The organism is Methanolobus vulcani (assembly GCF_006546655.1).
GTDB lineage: Archaea > Halobacteriota > Methanosarcinia > Methanosarcinales > Methanosarcinaceae > Methanolobus > Methanolobus vulcani_A.
This window is the reverse complement of sequence record NZ_VIAQ01000012.1, coordinates 124,130-148,138: the sequence shown is the minus strand read 5'-3', so window position 1 is coordinate 148,138 and position 24,009 is coordinate 124,130. Positions and strand designations below refer to the sequence as shown.

At 41.4% G+C, this 24,009-nt stretch carries 24 protein-coding genes; 8 read left to right on the top strand and 16 right to left on the bottom strand.

The annotated features are described in order from the left end of the window. Positions 1-104: 104 nt before the first annotated feature. Positions 105-800 carry a DUF169 domain-containing protein gene (locus FKV42_RS05640; RefSeq protein WP_154809262.1) on the top strand — a complete coding sequence of 232 codons (696 nt, stop codon included), beginning with the start codon at positions 105-107 and terminating at the stop codon, positions 798-800. 67 nt (positions 801-867) lie between these two features. Here the strand turns inward: FKV42_RS05640 and FKV42_RS05635 are convergent, their stop codons facing one another. From FKV42_RS05635 to cfbA (FKV42_RS05610), 6 genes are all read right to left on the bottom strand, one after another. Beyond that, positions 868-1,848, bottom strand: coding sequence for a radical SAM protein (locus FKV42_RS05635; protein ID WP_154809261.1), 981 nt, complete (start codon positions 1,846-1,848; stop codon positions 868-870). A 34-nt stretch (positions 1,849-1,882) separates the two neighbouring features. Next, positions 1,883-2,554, bottom strand: a complete 672-nt coding sequence (locus FKV42_RS05630) for an MBL fold metallo-hydrolase (protein WP_154809260.1) — start codon at positions 2,552-2,554, stop codon at positions 1,883-1,885. Positions 2,555-2,563: 9 nt separating this feature from the next. Then, positions 2,564-3,136 (bottom strand): DUF1847 domain-containing protein, encoded by a 573-nt coding sequence (locus tag FKV42_RS05625; protein WP_154809259.1) that lies wholly within the window; start codon positions 3,134-3,136, stop codon positions 2,564-2,566. 104 nt (positions 3,137-3,240) lie between these two features. Beyond that, on the bottom strand, positions 3,241-3,939 hold the full coding sequence (locus FKV42_RS05620; RefSeq protein ID WP_154809258.1) for a DUF169 domain-containing protein: 699 nt from the start codon (positions 3,937-3,939) through the stop codon (positions 3,241-3,243). A gap of 111 nt (positions 3,940-4,050) precedes the next feature. After that, complete coding sequence (gene cfbA, locus FKV42_RS05615; protein WP_154809257.1) at positions 4,051-4,446, bottom strand: sirohydrochlorin nickelochelatase; 396 nt, start codon at positions 4,444-4,446, stop codon at positions 4,051-4,053. 254 nt (positions 4,447-4,700) lie between these two features. Further along, a complete protein-coding gene (cfbA, locus tag FKV42_RS05610) occupies positions 4,701-5,096 on the bottom strand; it encodes a sirohydrochlorin nickelochelatase (RefSeq protein ID WP_154809256.1) in 396 nt (131 codons plus the stop codon). Between the two features lie 227 nt (positions 5,097-5,323). Here cfbA (FKV42_RS05610) and FKV42_RS05605 point away from each other — a divergent pair, with 227 nt between their 5' ends. Then, positions 5,324-6,670 carry a hypothetical protein gene (locus FKV42_RS05605; protein WP_154809255.1) on the top strand — a complete coding sequence of 449 codons (1,347 nt, stop codon included), beginning with the start codon at positions 5,324-5,326 and terminating at the stop codon, positions 6,668-6,670. Between the two features lie 88 nt (positions 6,671-6,758). Here FKV42_RS05605 and fdhD read toward each other — a convergent pair whose 3' ends face one another. Genes fdhD through FKV42_RS05575 form a run of 6 tightly spaced genes read right to left on the bottom strand, consistent with a single transcriptional unit; the run spans position 6,759 to position 12,889 of the window. Then, positions 6,759-7,586: a formate dehydrogenase accessory sulfurtransferase FdhD gene (gene fdhD / locus FKV42_RS05600; protein ID WP_154809254.1), complete on the bottom strand. Its 828-nt coding sequence runs from the start codon at positions 7,584-7,586 to the stop codon at positions 6,759-6,761. Continuing rightward, positions 7,583-8,896: a formylmethanofuran dehydrogenase subunit B gene (locus tag FKV42_RS05595; RefSeq protein ID WP_154809253.1), complete on the bottom strand. Its 1,314-nt coding sequence runs from the start codon at positions 8,894-8,896 to the stop codon at positions 7,583-7,585. Before FKV42_RS05595 ends, fdhD begins: the two co-directional genes overlap by 4 nt. A 1-nt stretch (position 8,897) precedes the next feature. Then, complete coding sequence (locus tag FKV42_RS05590; RefSeq protein ID WP_154809252.1) at positions 8,898-9,287, bottom strand: molybdopterin dinucleotide binding domain-containing protein; 390 nt, start codon at positions 9,285-9,287, stop codon at positions 8,898-8,900. Between the two features lie 10 nt (positions 9,288-9,297). Then, entirely contained in the window at positions 9,298-10,107 is an 810-nt protein-coding gene (locus tag FKV42_RS05585) for a formylmethanofuran dehydrogenase subunit C (RefSeq protein ID WP_154809251.1), read from the bottom strand. Positions 10,108-10,112: 5 nt separating this feature from the next. Further along, positions 10,113-11,867, bottom strand: a complete 1,755-nt coding sequence (locus FKV42_RS05580) for a formylmethanofuran dehydrogenase subunit A (RefSeq protein WP_154809250.1) — start codon at positions 11,865-11,867, stop codon at positions 10,113-10,115. Between the two features lie 2 nt (positions 11,868-11,869). After that, positions 11,870-12,889, bottom strand: a complete 1,020-nt coding sequence (locus FKV42_RS05575; RefSeq protein WP_154809249.1) for a 4Fe-4S binding protein — start codon at positions 12,887-12,889, stop codon at positions 11,870-11,872. A 552-nt stretch (positions 12,890-13,441) separates the two neighbouring features. Here FKV42_RS05575 and FKV42_RS05570 point away from each other — a divergent pair. From FKV42_RS05570 to FKV42_RS05555, 4 genes are all read left to right on the top strand, one after another. After that, positions 13,442-14,017, top strand: coding sequence for a hypothetical protein (locus tag FKV42_RS05570; protein WP_154809248.1), 576 nt, complete (start codon positions 13,442-13,444; stop codon positions 14,015-14,017). A gap of 146 nt (positions 14,018-14,163) precedes the next feature. Then, complete coding sequence (locus FKV42_RS05565; protein ID WP_154809247.1) at positions 14,164-15,045, top strand: shikimate kinase; 882 nt, start codon at positions 14,164-14,166, stop codon at positions 15,043-15,045. A 98-nt stretch (positions 15,046-15,143) separates the two neighbouring features. Then, positions 15,144-15,431, top strand: coding sequence for a chorismate mutase (locus FKV42_RS05560; RefSeq protein ID WP_154809246.1), 288 nt, complete (start codon positions 15,144-15,146; stop codon positions 15,429-15,431). A 10-nt stretch (positions 15,432-15,441) separates the two neighbouring features. Next, a complete protein-coding gene (locus tag FKV42_RS05555) occupies positions 15,442-15,828 on the top strand; it encodes a 5-(carboxyamino)imidazole ribonucleotide mutase (protein WP_154809245.1) in 387 nt (128 codons plus the stop codon). Here the strand turns inward: FKV42_RS05555 and FKV42_RS05550 are convergent. Next, positions 15,825-16,655: a methanogen output domain 1-containing protein gene (locus tag FKV42_RS05550; RefSeq protein WP_268865969.1), complete on the bottom strand. Its 831-nt coding sequence runs from the start codon at positions 16,653-16,655 to the stop codon at positions 15,825-15,827. The two genes, FKV42_RS05555 and FKV42_RS05550, sit on opposite strands and share 4 nt — an antisense overlap. 188 nt (positions 16,656-16,843) lie before the next feature. After that, a complete protein-coding gene (locus FKV42_RS05545) occupies positions 16,844-17,641 on the bottom strand; it encodes an ATPase domain-containing protein (protein ID WP_154809243.1) in 798 nt (265 codons plus the stop codon). Between the two features lie 362 nt (positions 17,642-18,003). Between FKV42_RS05545 and FKV42_RS05540 the strand changes: the two genes are divergently transcribed. Together FKV42_RS05540 and FKV42_RS05535 are read left to right on the top strand one after the other, a co-directional pair. Continuing rightward, on the top strand, positions 18,004-19,731 hold the full coding sequence (locus tag FKV42_RS05540; protein WP_196214059.1) for a 2-oxoacid:acceptor oxidoreductase subunit alpha: 1,728 nt from the start codon (positions 18,004-18,006) through the stop codon (positions 19,729-19,731). Further along, the gene (locus FKV42_RS05535; RefSeq protein WP_154809242.1) at positions 19,732-20,586 is read left to right on the top strand and encodes a 2-oxoacid:ferredoxin oxidoreductase subunit beta; all 855 of its coding nucleotides are present in this window, start codon (positions 19,732-19,734) and stop codon (positions 20,584-20,586) included. Between the two features lie 17 nt (positions 20,587-20,603). On the opposite strand, the gene FKV42_RS05530 is transcribed toward FKV42_RS05535, so the two are convergent. Further along, positions 20,604-23,273, bottom strand: a complete 2,670-nt coding sequence (locus tag FKV42_RS05530) for a PAS domain S-box protein (protein ID WP_154809241.1) — start codon at positions 23,271-23,273, stop codon at positions 20,604-20,606. Between the two features lie 133 nt (positions 23,274-23,406). Continuing rightward, on the bottom strand, positions 23,407-24,000 hold the full coding sequence (locus FKV42_RS05525; protein WP_154809240.1) for a HemK2/MTQ2 family protein methyltransferase: 594 nt from the start codon (positions 23,998-24,000) through the stop codon (positions 23,407-23,409). Positions 24,001-24,009 lie beyond the last annotated feature (9 nt).

Here is a 24,009-nt window from a genome sequence, read left to right as displayed (position 1 = left end):
TTACATACGATTTTTGCTTCAAATGGTAAGCTTGATATACCAGTTGTGCATAATACATGCACATCCGAAAAACAAGAACTTTTTCTTTTATAGGAGATTCCATAATGAACAACGAAGATATCCAGAAATATGGTAAAGAGCTCAAAGAAGTACTTCAAATCACTACCTCTCCGGTGGCAGTTCACCTTGTCAAAGCTGACGAGGAGATCCCTGAAGGAATCCCACACGTTGGTGAAACAATCAGGCACTGCCAGATGGTTGATAATGTAAGGCGATTGGGCACTCACTTCTATGCAACATTTGATGATCAAATGTGTAAGGGTGGTGCATCTGTTATGGGACTGGCTGAGATGAGTCCAAAGCTCAAGTCTGGTGAGGTCTATTACAATCTTAATCACTTTGCTTCTATTGAAGCTGCAAAAGCAACTATGGACAAGGTTCCAATGGTGGAAGCAAATTCCGTAAAGGCTGTACTCTATGCACCACTTGAGGAAACAACCTTTATGCCTGATGTAATTCTTGTCATTACAAAGCCTAAGATCGTGATGCAACTTTCACAGGCACTGCTCCAAAAGGATGGTGGACGTGTGAATGCAGCATTTGCTGGCAAACAGAGTGTATGCGCAGATGGTGTTTCATATCCATATCTTACAGGTGAGGCAGGTGTCACAATCGGTTGCAGTGGCAGCAGAAAGTACACTGAGATACAGGACGAAGAAATGATCATGAGCGTACCTGTGGACATGTTGCCTGCTCTTGTAGAATCTGCAAAGGCAATGTTTGGCAGCTACGCCTGTTAAATAATTTTTTAAAAATATATATTTTCATTCAGTACAATTATGTACTGAATCCTTATTTTTCCAGCTATCAGACTATTTTATAGTATTTCGTTTCGCCAGCTGTTTCCGTTATCTTTTTGGATGAGAGCATCCTGTCAACAATTGGTTTAAGTTCTTTCTCATTTATTCCAAGAGAAGCAGATATCTGTCTGAATGTACAGGGTCTTCGCATTACAAGATCATAAACTTCTTCTTCGACGTTGCCATGTTTCATTTTTGAGCGAGATTTTTTAATTCCTTTAATCACCAGCTTCACACGCTCTTTTCCAAACATCTTTTCAAATTCCGCAGCAATCTGTTTTAATCTGTCTTCAGAAACCGGAACAATGTAATCCTCCGCAGGAGGTCTGCTTACTGTGAGTATCTCTATCTCATCAGGATCAATCTCTATTAATATTTCTTTTAATCTCTCAATCTCTCTTTCTGTGTGATTTACGGGAAAATCAATGTTGGCATCAACCAGCATCACTTCAATACCAAGAATCGGACGTTTGTCCATTCTTCTGATCTCTTTAAGTCCATTGATGATGTTCTGAAGCTCAATACCTTCAGCAGGTCTGTTGATGGCCATGAACGTTTTCTGGTAACCTGAAACAAGAGTTGCTACTACAAGATCAGCTTCTGATAGACTCTCACGTACAGTTTCTTTGTCAACAAGTGATGAATTAGTGATAACACAAATCGGATGAGGACTAATTTCCTTAATCCCTCTGATCATCTCTCCAAGTGCAGGGTTTAATGTAGGTTCACAAGTACCGGAAAAAGTTATGTAGTCAAGATCTTCGATATTTTTATGGTAAGAACGTAAGCCTTCAACGACTTCTTCAGGTGTTACAGTACCTTTTACACTTTCAGTTCCTGTTATTTTTTTTGGAACATGTCCAAGCTGGCAATATACACAATCAAAATTACAGTTTTTCTTAGTATCAGATGTTTTGATTACATCAATACCAAGGGATCTTCCAAGTCTTCTGGAGAGTATTGGGCCGTAAATGATTCTTTTTGTCATGCAGGTCTTCTCAGTTCGTTATTTTCTTACTGGTTCATAACTCAATTTTATATCCGGCAAATATTTTCTGGAATTTATCCGGATACATTTTTCTGATCACGTCTTTGTGTGAAGTGCAATGTCCAGCTCCAATCAATTGCATATCTTTGAACGAGCCATATTCCTGGCTGTCATGCAAACCTCCGATTATTCCGGTTATTTTGCCAAAAGAAGATGCAGCTTCTAAAATTAAGAGCAGACCCGGATGTGCACAACCCGTGAGAACATAATTTCCAGATTCACATTCCAGTATCAATGATTGTTCTTTTATGCCGGTGCCTTTTTTCTCTAATTCCCCTGTTGAGTATACCCAGTTGCAGATTTCCCGGGGAGAACTGACACCATATAATTTTTTGTTTATCCGTGAGGTAATCTCTTTTTTAAGACGTGGGGAAAATCCAGATGGCACAAAAACGTCAACATTCGGATTTATGTTAAGGAAAGTTGTAACTCCTCCGATGTGATCCCAGTGCTGATGAGAGAGTACAAGTGTATCAATGTTCTGTGGGTCAATTGATAATTTCTCCATGTTTTCAAGAAGCAGGTGTCCATCCCAGCCGGTATCGAACAATATATTATTGGTCCCGGTTTGGATAAGGCAGGCAAATCCCCATCCGCATTTCAGACCTTCCTGTGCATTATTGTCATAAACAATGGTAATTTTCATACGTGTTCCTCAGTCTGTAATTCCGAAAACTTTCTTCAGGTAATAGCCTGAGTATATGGCTCCTGCCGGATTGTGGGCAAGAACACGGTCTTTTACAATGAATGTGGTTACCGGGGCGGCTGAATGCTGTGTGAAAAGTATGTCATGTCCTATACAAAGGCCAATGATTATATTGAGCTCCGTTCCTTTCTTTTCAAGCATCATTGCCTGTCCAATGGGGTTACAAGTAGGGTCAAATGATTCCGGGTGAAGTTTTTCAAGATCGTATTCTTCTTTACTGATACTGGAAACTTTGCAGCATACAGAGAATACTTCAAAATATTTCTCCAGTATTCTTTCTATGATCTCTGCTTCTCTTTCCATGCCAACACAAAATGCAAGCCCGAGTTTTTTGTAGCCCATGTTCTGTGCATAAAGGATTATTTCTTCAAGCCTTGTTTTCTGCATATAATACTGGGCTTCAATGGCAGCAGAGGTTTTCATTGATTCAAGTTCGTTCCCTTCATAACTGATATCATCGGTTATGCCTGCACAATCCTTGCCTTCACGGCACATTTTATCATCGCAGTGTGCGCATTTCATTCAGAAATCACCAGGTGACCTAGGTCAGATATTATGAGGGATGATATTCCATCATATGAGATAAAATATGTGGTGGCGCAACATTCTGCTCAAAGCTTAGAATTTTATTTTTGTCTTGCTTTTTGCATTGGTCCATCGCTTATCTTTTCAAGAGCCTCTATCATCTTTCCAAGATTCTTATATGGGATTCCTGCTATCATCTCATCATTCTGGATGTCTGTAGACCGGCGGCATCCATAGCAACCAAGGCTCATATTCATTTTACCACTGGTAATTGGTATTATGGTGGAATCAACGCAGGTCGCCTGGAACGCAGCAGTGCTAAAAGCCTGTCTTCCGCCTTCAAAAAATGTAGCTGCAGGGATAAGCCAGTATAGTGTTTCAGGAAGATCGACAAGGATGACCGCATCAGGTTCAATCTTGAAGTCTTTCAAAGGCCCGACTATTGTGGCAATAGTGCTCTCTTCTTCAAATGCTGAGCGCTGATCTATCATATTTGCTGCAGCATCAGAACAATCAAACATTCCAAGATTAGCATGGAAATCCCCTTCTTTTACTTTTGGAGGCAATGGCACAAGTCCAAGACTTGAAGCTCCAACCATGCACGCATGTTTGTCTGCAGGAATTACAAAAGATTCCCCTTTCCTTGCCCTCATTATTGACTGACAGTGTCGGATGTTTTTCTCAGGTTCTGTGAATCCTTCCGGAATCTTTTCGCCTTTTTTTATTACTTTTACGGCAACCGGTTCATATCTGAGATCAAGGAGCTTTACAAGTTTGTCTGATATCTCGGCATTTTCCATGTTTACAACTCTTCATAAACCTTTATGAATTATATTTGGTGAGCTGGCTATTTACTGGTTTCGATACATAAAAAAGAAAAAAGAAGAAAAAGAGCAGTGTAAAAACACAGCTTAAAGTGCTTCCTGTACTCTCTTAAAGATAAGATCTGCAATGAGCCTGTCACTGCCAAGAGGTTTTGCATAGACGATTTTCACTTTCTGTCCATCCAATTCAACCTCTCCTTCATTAGTCTCTGGATCAAGGTTAATGAACTCAGGAATGTCCTCTGTAAGGTGGACTCCGGATGCCATAAATACTGGTGTTGCAGCGATTTTTGTCACACCTGTGCCTTCAAATGACATCAGCGCTTCTTTTACTTTAGGATCACTGTGTTCTACAAAGCCTGTTTTTATAACGTATTCAGGGTTATTTTCTGCGATCATGTTTGAGATTTCAGTAACAACCTGATTGTTATATGGTAACCTGCTGCCGTGTCCTATGACTAAAATTCCTATTTTTTCACTCATAATGTAACCTTCTGTTCTAATTATTAGAATCAATGAAGTATATATTACTTGCTAAATCTAATACGTTTGTAAGTTTTTATTAATATGTTTTGATTCTGCAAATGATAGATATTTTGAATTGATATACAAATTTGAAATAACGGTTTGTTCTAAGCCAGACTATGAATAAAAGAATGGATTGCTTGCTATAATCAAAAAAGAGTCGTAAAAGACTGAAGTGAAAAGAAAAAAGAGTACTGTGTCAGTGACACAGTTTAAAGGACTTCCTGTGCTCTCTTGAAGATGAGGTCTGCAATGAGCTTGTCGCTTCCAAGAGGCTTTGCGTATACAATTCTAACCTTCTTTCCGTCAAGTTCGAGTTCACCCTCATTTGTCTCCGGGTCGAGTTTGAGGATTCCAGGAATATCTTTTGTGATGTGGATGCCTGAAGCAAGGAATACTGGTGCAGCAGCGATTGTTGTTACACCTGTGCCTTCAAATGACGTGAGTGCCTCTTCTACTGTAGGCTCACTGTTCTCCATGAATCCTGCCTTTACTACATATTCAGGATTGTTCTCTGCGATCATGTTTGCGATCTCAGTTACTACCTGATTGTTGTATGGTAATCTGCTGCCGTGTCCAATAGCTAAAATTCCTATTTTTTCACTCATGATATAACCTTCTTTTTTATATGAAGTAATATTCTCAACAGTATTTGTGTTACGTTGCAGGAGTAGAAGGGTAGTTATTGGATATAATAGTTTTGATTTTTCAGTATTTGTTCCTATGAATAAATGATGTGTTTGATTCCGGGAGAACAAATAGAAACATATATAGCATATTTTGTTTTTCTCATGATGGTTGTTAGCTTTTCATAATCGGTCTACAGGGAGAAAATATGATAACCAGATTAATTTCATCGCTAGAATTGAGAATATTCATTTGCATAACAATCTTCATTATTTCACTAGTTTGTCTTACACCCACCTCTTTTGCAGCTGATGCACCTGCAGAAGAATGGAGCAGGATATTTGGCTGGGATGATTACGAAGATATAGGTGCCTTTGTTCAGGAGACCTCTGATGGTGGCTATATCGTTGCAAGTACTACTTCAGATGATACTTTTAATGATGATATTCGACTGATCAGGACAGACTCTCAGGGTTATATGCAGTGGAACCGTACTTTTGGCGGGGAATATGATGACGGTGTATATTCTGTTCTTCAAACATCTGACGAAGGATACCTGATATCAGGATATACATCTCTGTTTGATTCCGGTTCAAGCCTTGCCTGGATCATCAAGACCGATTTGCAGGGAGAACATCAATGGAACCTCACCTATGGTGGTGATATGGAGGATATGGCACTTTATGCCAGTGAGGCTCTGAATGGTGGCTACACTGTAGCAGGTTCATCTTCAGATTCAGCATCATCTGATGCCTGGTTGATCAGGATTGACTCCCAGGGCGATCTACAGTGGAATAGAACTTTTAGCGGCGATTCCAATTACAAATTGCTTTTTGCCCGTGAGGCTTCCGATGGTGGCTATGTAGTTGCAGGTCAGTCTCTGGATGAATCGCCAGATATTTGCCTTATCAAAATCGATTCACAAGGTGAGCAACAATGGGTCGAAACCTTTGGAAGTAAAGTCATTGATGCAGTGACCTCTATTCAGGTAACCGGTGATGGTGGATATGTTCTCACAGGGTTAACAGATTCTTCGGATACGGAATTTGGTGATGCCTGGGTAGTAAAGACGGATTATCTGGGTGAGCAACAGTGGGATATGATATTTGGCTGGGAAGAGTGCGGAGATGTAGGATTATCTATACAGGAAACATCTGATGGTGGTTATATTGTTGCAGGCGTGAGCACTTTCTTTGATATTGCAGGATCAGATGCATTGGTAATCAAAATTGATTCGGAAGGTAACCGTCAATGGAACAGGATACTTGGCTGGAATGATTCCAACGAGATGGCATATTCCGCTCAGGAAACTTCTGATGGCGGGTATATTGTAGTTGGTACTACCGACTCAGTAGACTATTATGGCCAGCAGGTCTGGCTCGTCAAGCTTGGAAGTAACTATTCAGTCCCAAGCGATATATTCAGAGAAGGGCCGGCTATAAAGACGTATAAACGTCCTGATTCTGTATGGATAATTCCGCTTATTGTACAAGCAGTAGTTGGGATTTTAGCTCTTGGTCTTTTTTATTATGTTATAAAAAAGCACTTCCTATAAGATGAATAAGTTTCCACGGAACCAGAAAACTTAACCGTCTGCTGAAAAATAAACAAATCAATCAAACAGTAAAGTGGCAGCAGGGTGATTAATCAATAATCACTCTTTCTTCTCCGGCATACACGTACAAATTCTTCCCCCTCACAAAAGCCACAAGTGTCATACCTGCCTTATCAGCCAGTTCAACAGACTCACGAACCGTGGCACCCTTACTTGAAATAAGAGGAATTCCAGCATTCATAGCCTTTGACACCATGGTAGATGCCAGCCTGCCGGTGGTCGCCAGAGCGCATTCAGAAAGATTAACACCATTCATCAGGGCTTTTCCAACAACCTTGTCCACAGAGCATGCTCGCCCCACGTCCTCACAGAAAAAGAGCACTTCTCCCTGGTTGTTGTAGATAATAGATGTGTGTGCACCGCCGGTACTGTGCCATGCTCTTCCAAGTTCTTTCAACTGGCCAACAGCATGAGAAATTGCATCAGTAGTGAATTTAGTATCAGAATTAATGTGTTTGATGACATCTTTGCGGTATGATGTTGTTCCGCATCGTTCTAGATGGGTGAGTTCCTCCAGTTCAGGAGTGTTAATTTTAATTTCACAGAAAATAGACTTATTTTCAATCTTTATGGAATCAACCGCCGTGTCAGGTTCAATGAATCCCTCGCAGACGAGAAATCCCAGTGCAAGCTCTTCAAGTTCATAGGGGCTTGCAAAAAAAGTAGTTACGTGAACGTTATTCACGAAAAGTTCGAACTTTTCTTCGACAATAACGTCCACAGTAATGTGTTGTTTACTGTTCTCAGTGATCTCCAGGCACTCTATCGGGACATAAAATGGAGTGGAAATACTTTCCTCGTCCGTTCGGAAGGTTTCATCCTTCCCTTTCCTTTCTGAGTACCAGTGTTCACTCATGCTTCCTTTTTAGCCTTTACCTTTGCAAAGAGCTGCTTAAGGGTGTCCTCATTGCTCTTTGTTTCGGTGAATGGGGAATCTGTGAATGGCTCGAAGTATACAGGCACATTGTCAAGCCTGTAGAATGTACCATCACATTCCATAGCATCAATTACACCAGGCAGAACTACGTCTGCTGCTGTGGTTGATGGACATGGTGCAATGTCCAGGCAGATCATTGGAATATCTGCGAGGTACTGTGCACTGTCTGCAGGAATATGGTCCATCAGGTCTGCACACATAACAAATGCTGCGTCAACATCCTTTTCCCTGAGCAGGTCCACACAGGTTGTCTCCCCAGGGTTGTACCTTGGGTATCCCTTTGTGAAGTCAAGACCGAATGGGTAACCATAGAGATAGGATGCAAGCTGGTTGAATCCTGCTACGTTACAGTGACCTCTAAGAGCACCGATGTTACACTTGGTGTAGTTATTCATTTCCTTGACGAAGTTCAGTGCAATCTCAATGTTTCTGTGTTTACCGTATGAGGATGAAACACCAAGACCTACGTAGATAGCTACGAAGTTTGATTCCTTCATCATCTCAACTGTCTGCTTCATCACTGAAATTGGGATTCCTGTGATCTCTTCAACAGATGGATGTGGCTCTTTGCCGTTCAGGATTGTGAACAGTGCGCTGAGAAGCTCGTAGTCTGTGTTAGGATTAAGCTGAAGATGCAGGTCAGATGCAGCGGCTGTAGGTGTTACCCTTGGGTCCACTGTCATCATGGTTCTGTCGAATCTTCCTCTCTTAGTCCAGTATCCTCTTGGGAACACACCGTACCTTGACATGTGTCTTGGCATGGATTCCAGTGCATTGACACCCCAGTATACTATCATGTCGGCTCTGTTCTTTGCCTGACCGGCTGTAGCTCCGACCATACCGGATTCCTGAATACCCATGACAGTTGGTCCATGGCAGATAGTTGCATTTGAATCTGCAAGTCCACCAAGGTATTCAGCAATATGAAGTCCTACTTCCTGTGCTTCACATGCTGTTTCGCTTCCAAGGAAGAAGAATGGCTTCTTTGCATTTACAAGGATATCTGCTGCCATTTCAAGTGCTTCATCCCAGCTTACGTCCTTTACCTTACCATTTTCTCTGATGGTTGGTTTCAGGAGTCTGTGTGAGCTTACGACTTCCTTGAACTTGGCAGAACCCATTTTACATGCATTCTGGACATCTATCGTACCGTTTTCCTTATCCAGATTCACCTGAACATCGTCACATGAACCTCCGCAAACCGGGCAGATAATGTTCTTGTAGACCATTTTATTTACCTCCCATGTACATCTTTGTGACAAGTTCCTCAGCGCTGAGGATTACGTCGTCAGTAGGTTCAACAAAAACAGGGCTTCCCTTGTAACGTGGTGAACCGGTTGAGAATGTGTCAGGCTCAACAACTACATTTGCCCAGATGGACCTTGGTATGAATACCTGACCTGATCTCATTGCTTCAGTTACTTTTGTGCTAAGTGCAACTGAATATTTTCTATCTCTTGATATAACTGCCACTTTCTCCGGGCAGCCAAGGGATGTAAAGTCTTCTGCACACATCCAGCAGACTGCACATTCCTTTGTGTAGTCATCGGTGTACTTGCTTCCGCCTTTTGCAAGTCTTCCTTCATCGATTGTACTACCTGTATTGAGTAATGCTTCCATGAATATCACCTCACAGACACTCGTTGTTGTCACAGGATACGTACATTGTGCCTTTTCCTTTCTGTGGGATGGCATAGTCGCCTGTGAACTTCTTGTATTCTCCGGGACACTCGATATCGTTGAACTTGAGGTCGGATTCTACGCCTTCCATTGTAAATCCTGGCAAGAATCTCTCAATGCAGCCTCCGATAACAATGGTACCGCCGGTCATCTCAGCTCCGACAGTTCTGAAAGCGTTTCCTTTTACATAGATGAGACCACCGTTGATGCGGATTCCGCAGAAGTGTTTTACACTGCCGCCGATTATGATCTCTCCACCACTAAGGCCGCCACCGATCTGGCTGACTGCGTCACCATCTATTGTGATACGTCCGCCGGTCATTCCTTCCCAGCTTCCACGATATGCACTGCCAATATGGTCCTTTGCATTTCCTTTAATGTGGATGGAACCGCCTGTCATGTCCATGCCTGCCCATGATTCGGAGTCGCCTTCAACAACGATCTCTCCGCCGCTCATTGTGGATCCTGTGTGCATGCCTACGCTGCCTTTTACAAGGATCTTTCCGGCAGTCATTTCCTGTCCTATACGCTTGACCCTTGAGACATCCCCGTCTATGATGATGGTTGTGTCTTCTGCTGAGTTTCCACCATTGCCTTCTACTGAAAAGAAGTTTGCAAGTGGTAACTCTTCAGGACCCTGCCAGACGAGCAATTTTCCAATCTCATCGGCACTTTTACCGGCAAAGTTGTCAGGTGTGATGACCTCTGCCTCAACGGTAAGGTCAAAATTTCCCGTTGGTTTAAGAATTACGTCTGCCATTAAAATCACTTCTCCGCTTTGACCTGAATCGGTGTTGGGTTTGCCAGGTACTTTTCAGGTGTTGGATATCTGTCGAAACCAAGTGTGTAGTACTTGAACCACTTCTTTACATCCGCAAGCATGCTCTTCTCTGCATCTTCATCTGTTGCGATATCAGAGTAGAATGTGTTCTTCTCCGGAATTGCTACGATCTCACCCATCTGGGAGACAACTTCTCCTGCCTTGATGGTGTATGCAGCATTCTCGAATGCTCTTATGATACTCTCGTAGTCGTTAACTTCGAGGCTCTTTGGATCAATGTCATAAATTGCAACGTCACCGTCTGCACCGATACCAAGGGTACCTTTTCTGTATGACATACCGATTGTTCTTGCAGGGTTTGCACGGGTGATGGTTGCGATCTCAAAGAGATCCATTTCCCTTGTCTCTGCACCCAGGCCAGTTCTGTCTTGTGCCCACTTGTGACATTCTGCAAATGTGTCCTGTCTTGCTTTGTTAGACATGAGCCATGCAATTACCTGTGGGTATTTGATGAATGGTCCACCATTTGGACTGTCAGTTGTCATGATGGTCTTCCATGCGTCCTTGACGTAGAGAAGTGATTCAAGACCCATAGCCCACTGTACACTGTGTACAGGGTTACCCTTCAGATAAAGGAATGGAAGTACACCGGAACCACACTCACACTCTACATCTGTGTTTGACCACTTGTGGCCTGTGAGTACGTAGAGGTCGTGGATTGCAGGACCGTCACCAGTCATTACTGTTGCGTCACCAAATGGTACACATCCACTGTCAAATACAACGTGATCATTGCTGTTGACGTAATCAGTGATTCCCTTTACACCGGACTCAAAGTCTCTCCAGGATGTACCGCCAAAAGCGTTGAACTGGCAGTGTGTAAGGTAGACAGATTCGTGTCTCTTAGCGTTCTTCTTTGTCTCTGCCCACTCAACATCCATATTTGGCTTTGCCTTGACGTTCTTTGGTATCTTGAGTGAGTCCCTTGTGATTTCCCAGCATCCAGGGTGACCAAGGTTGTTTGCGTGCAGATGCACTGGCATTGGGATACCGAGCTTCTCGTTAAGCTCTGTGAGTCCCTTAATCATGTCCTCTGGTGTGGTTTCAAAGTGAATGTTTGCCTGATCAAGAGCACCTATGTTCTCTCCCCATCCCCAGTTCTCTACACCGGCAGGGTTGACACATTTTATACCATAGGTTTTGTGTGTCTTCATCATCCATGCGATATATGCTGCTGCCTTGTCGATATCTCCTTCCTTGAGGTATCTCATAAGGAACCAGTTGTTACCCAGTACAAGATATCCACCCATGTCAAGCATAGGGGTTGAGCGCATTTCCTCGTGTGTGTGGCGTGCTTCCATTGGTGGGACAGCTGCCTCGAAGACGGTTGTGTATCCCATCTTGGAATACTCATATCCTCCGAGATATACTGATGGTACAGTATATCCGCAACCGGAGTGTGTAATTGGTGTTTTCTTCTGGTAGAACTTGTAATGGTCCTCTGGCCTCATCATTCTACCGCCGTTAACCTTTGCTCCTGCTACGTGAGAGTGTGAGTCAACACCACCAGGCATAACGGTCTTGCCCTTTGCATCAATTTCCTTAACATCTTTCATGTCAGCGCCGGAAAGTTCTGTGACAACCTTTCCGTCCTTGATGAAGATGTCCATCATTTCGCCGTTAATGTCGTTGAGCGGGTCGTAAACATAACCGTTCTTGATTGCAATAGTTCCTGCCATTTTTATTCCTCCCTTTTCTCAAGTGTAATGGCACCTACCGGGCAGATCATAGCACATGCACCATCTGAACCACAGAGGTCCTGGTTGACAACCTTTGCCACACCATTTCTTACTTCAAGGACTTTCTTGGCATCGACTTCATTAAGGTAACCTGCTCCAACTTCATCGTCGGTTGCATTTACAGGACAGACAATTACACAGTTTCCGCATCCAAGACATGAATCTTCATCAATGACAAGTGTTGATGTAAGTGTAGGTCTCTTCATTTCTTTATTTAGCAGTTTCTTCTCAAGAAGTGTCTTCTTGTCAACTTCCGGAAGGATTGCTGTCTTAGTAACAGTAATAGCTTCAACAGGGCATGCCATGTCACATGCACCACAGTAAATACATGCATCTGCACGCTGTGCAACCTTGTTTACTCTCTCACCAGCTTCCCAGTCCGGGTTGTACAGTGCATTGCATGGACATACATCTACACAGCTGCGGCAAGCAGTACATTTGTCTTCGTCCTGAACCCATGTGCCTTCAAATGGTTTTTCAACGCTGATAGCTTCAGCAGGACAGACTTCTGCACACCATCCACAGTGTATGCAACATTCTGTGTCAATAATAGTTTCACCGCCAACACTGGCAGTTCCATCGTTGGAAAGCCACTGTTTGACTTCAATGCAACCCTGAGGACAGATCTGTTCACAGAGTCCGCAGTGTACACAGTTGTCATTGACTGTTGTGTCCTTAAGTGCAACGCTTATGTGAGCATTGTCATTTACAGACTCTCCGGCCTGTTTCAGTTCGAGTGCACCTGTAGGGCATGTCTTTGCACAGATACCGCATAATATGCAGAGATCTGTCTGGTTCTCAAGGAAATCTTTGTCGATAAGTCCTCTGGTAACGGCTCCTACTGAACCGATAACTAATGAACCTTTAGGACATGCCATAACGCACGTTCCGCAACCGATACACTTCTCAGGAGTGTATTCAAGTTGCTTGTCGTCTTTTACTCCAAACACTACTTCGTTCATTTGATCTTCTCCGTAATCCTGCCTATAGGTACAAATGCTTCCAGGTCATGTCTTGTGAAAGATTGCAGCGGTTCTGCAAAAAAAGACTGCAGATATCAGTATTACTGAGGCTACTAAAGAACATTTCTCAATCAAGCACTTTTTGTGTTTGCGGGCATGAATACGCCTTTTTCAACAAGTACCGTCAGGCACAGTGCCTTCCGGAAAACTTGCTAACAATCTTGATTCTCAATGATCGTGTCACTTAACTTATGTCTCAGCCCATAGGGTCGAGAATTGTAAAATATAGTGACTCGTATTTGTTATAAAAGTATCGTTTGTATCTGTTGTTATCGTTTGTATTTTTCAACTATACCTGCCAATAGGTTCTGACTCATACTAAATATTTTAATAAATTTCATACTTTTCGCAGGATTTATATACTACTAGCTATCCCATAATATATGGGGTATATATTTGGTCTGCGAAATTTTTTGCTTTTAGCTTATGTGATCGATCATCGATCTTTTTGCAATATTTTTGTGATACCCTCATTTATGAGGAGATGGGAATGTGCCTTTGATGAGTATAATCGGATGTATTGAATACGAAAAAGAAATTGCCAGAATTCTGGCCGAAGATGAGGCGATAGAAGATATCATCGTTGTTGATGATTCCAGATCATCAGAACTTGTTTCTGATCTTGAGCATATGGGCGTGAAACCAAGGGTATTGTATCCGGATACAATTCCACCAGGACTCAAGAAAAGTAAAGATTTCAGGGTGCTTGTCACACTTCAGGATGACAATGTTTACAAGTCTCCTCAACATCTCAAAAATGAGACCTGTGAGAAGATAAAGTTCTATGGACCGGTCTCTAATGGTGTCCTGATGTATTCTAACTCCTGCGGAGAATTATTAAAAGAAGATGAAACTGATTTACACAACAGTAAATTCATTCTGAAATTGTTGCCTGAAGATGATAGTAGTACTGCACACATGAAAGAGAAACTTGGCGAATGCCTTTGCGGTGCACCAAAGAAAAGTGACTTTAAAACTGGGAATCATTCTCTGGAATTAGAAGAAAAACACAGGGTTTGCTACAATAGACTAAAAGACACAATCCTAAGGCTAAAGAACAATTCCTAAGTAATGTCTAATATTTTTGTTTTCATTCCTGTAAACAGTATTCTTTAATAGTTTACAGTACTGGTATGGGTAAAATACAGACTTTTGCAGAGTTATAATATTTGATTCTGCATTCTGGATTTTTTAAGAATAACAGGAATCACATTATGGTAGCAAAAGGAAGTGCTTATGCACTCGGTGCAGGTACGGTAATCAACGCAATAGCCACATGGAAAGGTGCGGCTTTTGGTGTCGATCTGAAAACATTTGCTGATGTGGAGCTTACGGATGATATTACTTCTGTAAATGGTACCATTCAGGGAATGCCTGATGCGGATACTCAGCTTATTGAAAGATCTGTATCATATGTGCTTGAACATTTTGGCATTGAAATGGGTGGTACAGTAACTACCAGATCAGAGGTTCCTCTTGCAAGAGGCCTTAAAAGCAGTAGTGCAGCAGCAAACTCTTCTATTCTTGCAACTCTTGATGCTATAGGTGAAGAACTTGATCCTTTTGATATTGTGAAAATGGGTGTAAGGGCTGCCCTTGACTCAAAAGTGACAATAACCGGTGCTCTGGATGATGCATGTGCTTCTTTTTATGGAGGTTTTGTAGTAACCGACAACAAGGCAATGGAACTATTAAAAAGGACAGAGCACGAGTATGAGGTACTGATATTTGCACCTGACAAAAAATCATTCAGCTCAGGTACTGATGTAGGCCGTTCAAGGCTGATAGCTCCCTGGGTTGACATGGCATTTGACCTTTCGATGGAAGGTAATTTTGAAAAGGCAATGACACTTAACGGTTTTCTTTACTGCGGAGCCCTTGGTTTTGACACAGAATTCCTGATGCGTGCCCTTGAGATTGGTGTTGAAGGTGTAACACTTTCAGGAACAGGCCCTTCATATGTTGCGCTTGTTAATGACGAGCAGGCAGGTTTGCTTGAGGATGTCTGGAAAGACTATAATTCCAGCGGAAACGTGATAAAGACTAAAGTAAATAATGAAGGTGCTCATAATGGAGAGTGCTATGATACAGCATAGCTCTAATATGTCAAAAAGTATCAATTTGATGTAATCAAATCAAAAATCACATTCTTAAGTTGTAGTAATAAATAGATGTTTTTACATGCGGGGTATACATGTCCACTATCAAAGAAGTACGCACAGAAATAGAACAGATTGATAGCGAGATCATGCAGCTTATTCATAAGCGGGTAGGTATGGCTGCTAAGGTACTTGAGGCCAAGAAACAGGAAAAGATCAATATTAACGATCCCACGCAGAATGATGTGGTTCTGGATCGTGCTGCCGATGCTGCAATCGAATTGAATCTTGATGTTTCTGCTGTAAAAGAAATATTCGATATATTGATAAGGATGAATATAGAGCGTCAGCATGAGCTGAGAGGCGAAGGTAATCTTCCTTAGGAGGAAAGAAATGGTTGATATTGCAATAATAATGGGTTCCGAATCCGATCGTTCTGTGGCAAACAGAGTTACCGGGGTGCTTGACGGTACGGATTATTTATATGATGTCCAGGTGATTTCCGCTCACCGTAACCCGGACAAACTGGATGAGTATATTTCTCAAAGTGATTCAAAAGTCTACATAGCCATAGCAGGACTGTCTGCAGCCCTTCCGGGCGTCATAGCCTCAAAGACAAAAAAGCCGGTTATCGGTGTTCCTGTAAGTGCAAAAATGATGGGCCTTGATGCCTTGCTTTCAACAGCACAGATGCCACCGGGCGTACCTGTAGCAAGTGTTGGTGTCGATAATGGTGCAAACGCTGCCCATCTGGCAATAAGAATATTGGATTTGATCTAATATTCTATTTTATTTAACTGGAACAGGCACTGCTCGTCACCATTTCCTATGGTTTCAAGCACATCAACCTCAAGGTCCTGTTCATAAATGTCAATAATCCTTGAGAAAATTCCTCTTGTAAGTGTACACAATATGGGGTTAAGCTGTGCTTCTTCTCTTCCCCATGGACACACGTTCCCTTTTAGAAGTAATTCTTTATCTCCATTTTCTCCCGTTTCATTTTCAAAATTTGCACCCAGCTGATTTATGATATTGCAACATATTTCGCCTATTCCTTCACATTCATCTCCATGTTCGTCGGAGTCGGTATTCTCAAGAATAGATTCTACCACCATGTTAATCATCTGGTGTATAACAACACTTTTTTGTTCTGTCGGAAGTGTGCGCAGCAATGTAGGAATTATCTGTGTTAGCACTGATCGTATCTTGTTCTGAAGATTAAGTTTGTTCCTTTCATCCAATAGGTCATAGTGCATCTTTTTTAGTTTTAGCAGTGAAGTAATACGTGTCAGAAGTTCCATTTTGTTTACTGGTTTTGTGAGAAACTCATCCGCACCCGCCTCAATACCTGCTATCCAGTCATCTCTTCCGGAAAGTGCAGTGACCATGATCACAGGTATGAACTGGGTTTCAGGGTTCTTTTTTAATGTTTCACATACCTGATATCCATTAAGTTCCGGCATCATGACGTCAAGAAGAATAACATCAGGCTTTTCCACAGGTACCAATTCCAGTGCATCTCTGCCATTCGTAGCTGACACTGTAGAGTAATCATTCTCTAGATATGCCTTAAGTAACTCTATATTCATGATCTCATCGTCAACAATGAGTATTTTTGGATTCTCTGTAAGCGTAATGGTAAGGACCCCTGGTGCGTTTTCTTTGGTAGTAGCGACTAGTTTATAATTTAATTATATATTTTAATTTTTATTATATATACCTGATGGTTTTTCAGGTATGATTCCTGAGATATTTGCTAAAAATCCTATCCGCAAATTTCAAAAAAGATGTTATATCAGAGCTCAACAAGCTTAGCCTTTGAGCCTTTCAAACTTATTCCGGCAGAAGTAATGTCAAATATCGTAATATCCAGGGATATTTTTGTGCTTCTCATTTTTGGAATGCTCAGGAAACGTTCGTTCTTGCCGGTGTATGGATTCTCTTTGACCATGAGCTTGATAGAACCATAAGTGGAATAATCTGCAATCTTATACGTCATCTCATATGCGGCTTCATCCATTATGTAGAGGGTTGTTGTCTTTTGCTTTGCAAGCATTCGATTAATAGTATCAAACTTATCCCTGAATTTCTTTGGCTTCAGCCCAAAAGAAAGGACTCCAATATTATCAATGACAGCTACATCTGTTCCTTCAGGTATCAACCTTACAAGGTCAATAAGGTCAATTTCCTCAATGTTAAAACCTTCCTGATCAGGCTTGAGATACCTGTCAAGATGTGCTTCTTCAATAATGTCTATCTCTGTGTCACTGTAATCATCAACAAGATGAGCTTCTCTGGCGATTGATTTTGTTCTGAACTCAATAACCTGTTTAATTACAAGCTGCCCTTTCTCAATAAAAGATTCTAAACCAATGCCCAGCATTGCAGCCTGTTCAAGCACATCTTCAGGTGTTTCTTCGGTTGCAACCATTACGCACTTCTTACCATCCATGCATGATTTATGCAGAAAGTGTAATCCAAATATGGTTTTCCCGGCACCGGGAACTCCTGTGATAAGAATTCCTTTACCTTTCGGATAACCGCCACTAATTTTTTTGTCAAGATTTGCTATTCCTGTGGGCATTCTTTCCATTTATATCACGCCAGACTATATGATCTACTTCCATTGAATTATATATTATTATGCAATATATATTATATAAATATATTCTTGGTCGGTTTGCAGTATTATTTTTTGGTGATTACTGGCCACTACAATTTAAACGTGTAATTGAAGATTTTGATGCGAATTTCTGAACAGCTACATGCAGTTTTTGCGAATGTTTTTATAGATTAGCCTCCGAAAATAAGTTGGGAGTTAATAAGAAAAACTGTCTTAACAGGCAGTTTCCAATTGGTGTTTAGTATATATTTAAAATGTCAGGTGATGGCTTAAAAATCTCTAATAAAGGTTTTTACCAGCACTTTAAAATAAAATTATAAATGGGGATTATCGTGAAAATTGATCTTAATATCAAAGTAGGGGGTGCAGCCGGACAGGGTCTTCAGACAACTGGCATGGCCCTCTCCAAGACGCTAAAGAAAAGTGGTTTCCATGTTTTTGCAACTCAGTATTATCTTTCCAGGGTACGTGGCGGCCACAACACATTCAATATACGCATAAGTGATTCTCCTATTGCTGCAATGACAGAAAGTGTGGATCTGCTACTTGCGCTGGATTCGCAGTCTATTGACAAGCACCTCTCTGAGGTAGACGATGGTGTTGTAGTAGTTGATGCTGATGTTGTCAAAGTCAACAGTTCATCAGAATCCATATTCCATGTTCCAATGCTTAAAATCGCAAAGGATGTGTGCGGTGATAAGATCTATTCCAATTCAGTATCTATGGGTGCTGTGATTGGTCTTCTGTGTCTTGACATATCTTACCTTGAGGAAATTCTGAAAGCGTCTTTCAAGAAGAAAGGCGAAGAGATCATACAGAAGAATATCAGTGCTGCAAGGGCAGGATATGATTACGTGAAAACAAATTATCCCGGTGGTTGCAAGTTCGCTGTCAGTGATCCCGGTAAAAAGGAAAAAATGATGCTTATTAGCGGCAACGATGCAGTGGGTCTCGGTGCACTTGCTGCCGGAGTGCAGTTCCTTGCTGCTTATCCTATGACTCCGTCTACTGGTGTCATGACATATGTGGCTGCAAATGCCGATAAATTCAATGTTGTTGTGGAACAGGCAGAAGATGAGATTGCAGCACTGAATATGGTTCTTGGTGCTTCCTATGCAGGAGCGCGTTCCATGACTACTACTTCCGGTGGTGGATTTGCCCTTATGACTGAGGCTCTCGGACTTGCCGGTATTACCGAAACCCCCATCGTAATATTCCTCTGCCAGCGTCCGGGGCCTGCAACAGGTCTTCCAACTATGACCGAGCAGGGAGACCTTCAGTTTGTCCTGACTGCTGCTCAGGGAGAGTTCCCCAGATGTATACTTGCACCCGGAACTCCGGAAGAATGCTTTTATCTGACTGCTGAAGCTTTTAATATTGCAGACAAGTACCAGATTCCTGTTTTTGTGTTGAGCGACCAATATCTTGCAGATTCACTTTTCACATCAAAGAGGTTTGACCCGTCCACAATTACTGTGAAGCGCTACCTTCTTTCAGATTCCGAATTAAGAACTAAAAAAGAGAAATATAAACGCTATAAACTAACGCCTCTTGGAATTTCTCCGCGTGCTCTTCCCGGTCAGAAGGGTGTACTTGTTCTATCAGACAGCGACGAGCATGATGAGTTCGGTCACATCTGCGAGGATGCGGAAAACCGCATAAAGATGAATGATAAGCGCATGAAGAAAATGGAAGTCCTCCGTGATGAGATCTCTGTTGCTAAAATCTATGGGAATCCCGATGCTGCAATATCGCTCATTGGCTGGGGCTCAACTTATGGTCCTCTTGCCGAGGTGGTGGATATTCTAAAAGCTCAGGGCAAGTCTGTAAATCTTGTCCATTTCACTCATATTCATCCGATACCCGTAGAAGCAACCAGAAAATTATTCTCAAAAGCCAAAAAGACGGTATGTGTTGAGAATAATTCTACAGGGCAGTTTGCCCGGCATCTCAAGCTTGAGACGGATGTGAAAGTAACTGAAACTATTCTTCGGTATGATGGTGAACCCTTCAGTCCGGAGTTCATAATTGCTGCCCTTAAGGAAAAGGAGGTGATCTGAATGGTAAGCATAGAGGATTACGGTGAGTTTGAGACTGCATGGTGTCCTGGATGTGGAAATTTTGGAATTCTGAAAGCTATTAAACAGGCACTTGTAAACCTTGGACGTTCACCCCATGAAGTACTTGTGGCATCAGGTATCGGTCAGTCAAGCAAGACTCCACATTATCTCAACTGCAATAGTTTTAACGGACTTCATGGCCGATCACTGCCGCCTGCAACAGGTGCCAAGATAGCCAACCATGAACTTACTGTTATTGCAGTGACAGGTGATGGAGATTGCTATGGCGAAGGCGGCAATCATTTCCTGCATACTGTCAGGAGAAATCCGGATATAACCATGATCGTTCACGACAATCAGATATACGGACTCACAAAAGGTCAGGCTTCACCTACCAGTGAAATCGGTATGAAGACAAAAGTGCAGACTCATGGTGTTTTCAACATGCCGCTAAATCCTTTATCACTGGCAATATCCCTGGATTGTTCTTTTGTGGCCCGTGGATATGCCGGAAAAGTCTCACATCTGACATCCCTGATTGAGAAGGCCATTGAGCACAAAGGTCTTTCACTTGTTGATGTGCTCCAGCCATGTGTGTCTTTCAACAAACTGAATACGTTCAAGTGGTATTCTGAAAGAGTATACGAGATGGATGATACTGGATATGAACTAAATGATCGTGTGAGGGCATTTGAAAAGTCAATGGAGTGGGGAGAAAAGATTCCTCTGGGTGTTTTCTATGTCAATGAAAAACCCTGTTTTGAGGATTATCTTGATGTTCTTAAATCCGGGCCGCTTTACAGGAACCCGCCTGCAACAGAAAAAGTGAATGATCTTATAGACAGCTTTATATGAGCCGCTTTTCTTTTTTCTTATTCTTCTTTTATTGGTAATGTGAAAGTAAATGTGCTTCCTTTTCCAGGTTCACTTTTCACACCAATAGTGCCTCCATGAAGTTCTATCATTTTTTTCACAATGGATAATCCAAGTCCAGTACCCTGATATTTTCTCGCAGTTGACGAATCTGTCTGGTAGAATGGATCAAAGAGTTTCTTCTGTTCTTCCCGGGAGATTCCTATTCCATCATCAATGACTGATGTTGTCAAAACATTTCCATTGGTACTTATTTTTACGGTAACATGTCCATCTCTGGGTGTGAACTTTACTGCATTGCTCAGGAGGTTATAGAGTATCTGCTTATATCTTATTTTGTCAGCATATATGCTAATATCCTGGTCGATCAGGAAATCAACTTCTATCTTCTTATTCTCAGCAAGTGGTTTTATTATGATGGAAATAGTATTGAGCACATTTTTCACATCAAATGTTTCAAGATGTAAATCCATTTTTCCAGCTTCCACTTTTGAAAGGTCAAGAATATCATTTATAAGTTCAAGCAGGTGTTTTCCACTTGTATATATATGCCCGGTGAACTTTTCCTGTTTGGAGTTCAGGCTACCAAAATTGCTATCCTGCAGCATCTGGGAATAACCTATGATTGCATTGAGTGGAGTTCTCAGTTCATGGCTCATGGTTGCAAGGAACTCACTCTTTGTACGATTTGCCTCTTCGGCTTCAAGTTTTGATTTTATGATAGTTTCCTCTACTTTTTTCCTTGAGGTTATATCTTCCACGCTGACAACTATCTTTGGTGCCTCAGAAAAATCTATATAAGCAGTTGAAACAAGCACATTGAGATCAATAGCCTTCCCATCAGGGGTAAGTATGGTGGTTTTACCTTCTCTTTTGAGGATATTCTTTTTAGTCAGGAACGTTTCAATGGCAGAGTTTCTAAAAATGCATTTGACACATTCTCTATTAGTTCCACAACCATCTCCTTTTACTGAATTAATACAATTGAATACTTCTCCTGCTTTGAGTCCAAGCATGTTTTTCTTTTTTCGCTGCAGCATGTCTGTACATGCATAATTTATATTCTCAACAATTGCTTCTTCATTAAGCAGTATCATTGGTATTGGCGCATGTTCAAAAATGCTGTCAAGCATATTCTTTTGTTTTATTAGTTCCTGTTCACTCTTTTTCCGCTCACTGATGTCACGGGTAATCCCCAGGAAATACCTGAAATTGCCTTTATCATCCAGTATAGGATTGACGTGCATTTCGGTCCAGACAGTTGATCCATCCTTACATGACTGCTCTACTTCCAGTATTTGTGATGTATCGGGAAGCATGCCATTTTTGAATTTCCGGAAAAAATCATTCCACGTTTCCATTGCCCGGATACTGGATTCATTTATGATTCTCTTTTCAATAGGTGTAGCCTGTACTTCCTCTGGGTCATAACCTCTGAGTTTCCGAATAGAAGGGCTGATATAGAGCAGTTCTCCATTTTCATTGAGGACCCAAATCACATCGTTTGCATTTTCGGCAATCAGGCGAAACAGCTCATCTTTTTCTTCCAGTTCTTTTTTAGTCTTTATCTCGTCGGTGATATCGGAACATACGCCAATGGTTTTCACAAATTCTTTTGTAATTTTGTCGAATACGGGTGTACCATGCTCTTTCCAGTATCGCACATTTCCATCTTTTGTAAGGACGCGATACTCAGCCTCAAAGTCATCTCCTTCTTTGCGATAGTTGTCTATTATATCCGTGACAACAGGCAGGTCGTCAGGATGTACAATTTCAGACCATCCATCTATACTTCTGTTAATCTCACCGTATTCATAGCCAAGCGTCTTTTCTATGTTGCCAAACCATTCTAATTCGTCAGTTTGCATGTTCCATTCATAAATCAGATCATTTGATGATTTCACAGCAGCATCAAAGCGTTCTTCTGCCTTTTTTCGGTCTGTGATATTGTGCATGACTCCTGAAAAATACCTGAAATTTCTTTCAGAATCAAAAACAGGGTTAATTGATAATTCCATCCATAGTGTTGAATTGTCTTTGCACAGTATTTCAATTTCAAAAACAGATGCTTTGGCAGTTTCTCCTTTTTTCAGCTTCGCAAAAAAAGTTCCCATCATGCCACCGATAAAATTAAAAGTTTCTTCAGGTACCAGTTCTTTCAGACCTTTCTCCAAAGTTTCTTTCTGCGTGAAGCCAGTTACTCTTTCTACAGAAGGGCTTACATAGATCAAGTTTCCATTGGCAGCCATTGTAAAAGCAAAATCATGTACATTTTCTGAAAACATGCTAAAGCTTTCCATAATGGCATGTTGGCTACCTGAAACTTTTTCTATCAGGTAGTTAAGCTCACTTTGTGTATATGGCTCTTTTATGTACCAGATGGTATCTGATTTAGAGATCCTGTTCAGAAAATCATCATTGACTTCAGATACTATAAGTATAATAGGGCTGCTTTTCGAAGAAGCTATTTCTATTGAATTTTCCCAAGTATCTGAATCTGATAATTCAAGTTTACAGATGTATATAGTATAGTTTTCTGCTGTTTGTATTCTATAATCCGTTTTTTGCTCCGGATTGTAAATTGATACATTACTGCAAATATCCTCAATTTTGTTCTTCAGCTTAAGTGATTCTTCATTTTTTGTGTTGAGGATAACTATTTCATACATAAGTTTACCGCATTTCTATGTGTTCTATTGTCAATTATTGTCAAAATGGGCGTAAGTCCATATTGATATTTATGATTCCATATGATCTATTATATATTAATAAACCCCAAATATAAATATAATTGCATAGGTTTCAATAGGAATAATGGGCTTTAATGACAACAAGTTTTTCAAAAGAGCATTTCTCGCTGGCGATCACCTGTGCTTCGAACGAGTATTTACTCATTTCCTCAATCACTTTCTCTATGCCTGTAAGTGATGAGATCAGCATAAGAATAAATCCATGAGGTTTGAGATAATTGCTAACCTGCTGCATAAAAGGCTCCACATCCTTTCGTCCGTCCACACCGCCATCGAATGCGTAGTTTAGCCAGCCGGGTACTTTCTCATCTTCTGCTGTAGGGAGGTAAGGTGGATTAAAAATAATAGCATCATACTGCTTTTCTTCTTTCAGACCGGCGAACATGTCAGTTCTTATTACGTCTATTCCGTTGGACTTTGCGCATTTCGCAGCTATAGGACTTATTTCGGTAGCAATGAGGTATATGTTCCTATTGGCTTTAAGCACAGCAGAGACAAAACCAGTCCCGGTTCCAATCTCCAGAACTTTCATGCCATCTTTGGTCAGGTCCAGAGCTGTGTCTGCAAGTAAATAAGAATCTTCTGCGGGTTCGTAAACCTGATCGGTCAGTGTGACCTTTGCACTTCGGTGTTCAATTGTAACCATGGATAAATG